This is a genomic window from Snodgrassella sp. W6238H11 (genome assembly GCF_016100525.1).
GTDB lineage: Bacteria > Pseudomonadota > Gammaproteobacteria > Burkholderiales > Neisseriaceae > Snodgrassella > Snodgrassella alvi.
The window spans coordinates 1-896 of record NZ_JACFSH010000022.1 but is presented as its reverse complement, the minus strand read 5'-3'; the positions used below and the strand labels follow the sequence as shown (position 1 = coordinate 896).

Below are 896 nucleotides of genomic sequence, written 5' to 3'. Positions count from 1 at the left end.
GTGTTGATGATTATGAAGTTGGTAAAAGACGCTATGGAGGAGGAGCTACCTGTGGTGCAGCAGCATTAAGAGCAAAATGGACACCGGGTATGACTATGAAGATTCATTGGAAAATATTACCTTATCCGGGCTGGCAAGCGAGAATTTTAAATACAGCCGGAGTAAATGTTGATCGTGCAGAAGCTAATATTATTCATCAATATGATGAATATTATTCAGCAGAAATACCCTTACCACCACCACCGCCATTAGCCGGTGATGATTTTGGTAAAGTAGCAAATATTACGGTACATTTTCTAGCTTGTAATCAGATATTTATTACATATGGCACGATAGAAGAAGGTCGTAATACACCAATGCATTACAAACTGTTTGCCGAAAGCCAGAAATTGTGTACGCCACGCCCATTAGTTAAATCGATGGCAGATTATCGCCGCAACAAAGCCAGAATGGATGCAGTGAAAGCGGAACGTGAAAATATTCCGCAGGTAATCTTACCGCGTTATATCAAACAGCTTGAAGCAGAAGGCAAATTGCCGGTAACTGCCTCTAAATAAAGATTCATAATCAAATAAATATTGACAATAAACAAAGTTAAATCATATTGATAATAATAGGATATAGGTAGATAGAATTTTAAAAAATCAGCAATGACTATAAATATATAAATACAAGAAAGGCAGAAGAGATGAAAAAAACATGGATGTGGCTGGCGATACTGGCAGCAATCGAATTAACCGGTTGTACCAGCCATTTCGAACCCTTTGTCGGCATAACCTCAGGTAAAAACCGTACCTATGCAGCACCTGTTGAAGCCTATGAATACAATTATGAAAATATGAGCGGGGGTAGTATCGGAGGAGGATGTATTCCGGGTACACCAGGTGTTGATGATT

Annotated in this window: 2 protein-coding genes; both read left to right on the top strand. The window is 39.0% G+C overall.

Annotated features, from left to right (window positions below; translation table 11 throughout):
- Positions 1-557, top strand: a 557-nt coding sequence (locus tag H3V00_RS11320; RefSeq protein WP_198208177.1) for a DUF3304 domain-containing protein, incomplete at its 5' end; no start/stop codon positions are given.
- Positions 558-688: 131 nt separating this feature from the next.
- On the top strand, positions 689-896 hold a 208-nt coding region (locus tag H3V00_RS11315), incomplete at its 3' end, for a hypothetical protein (protein WP_198208175.1).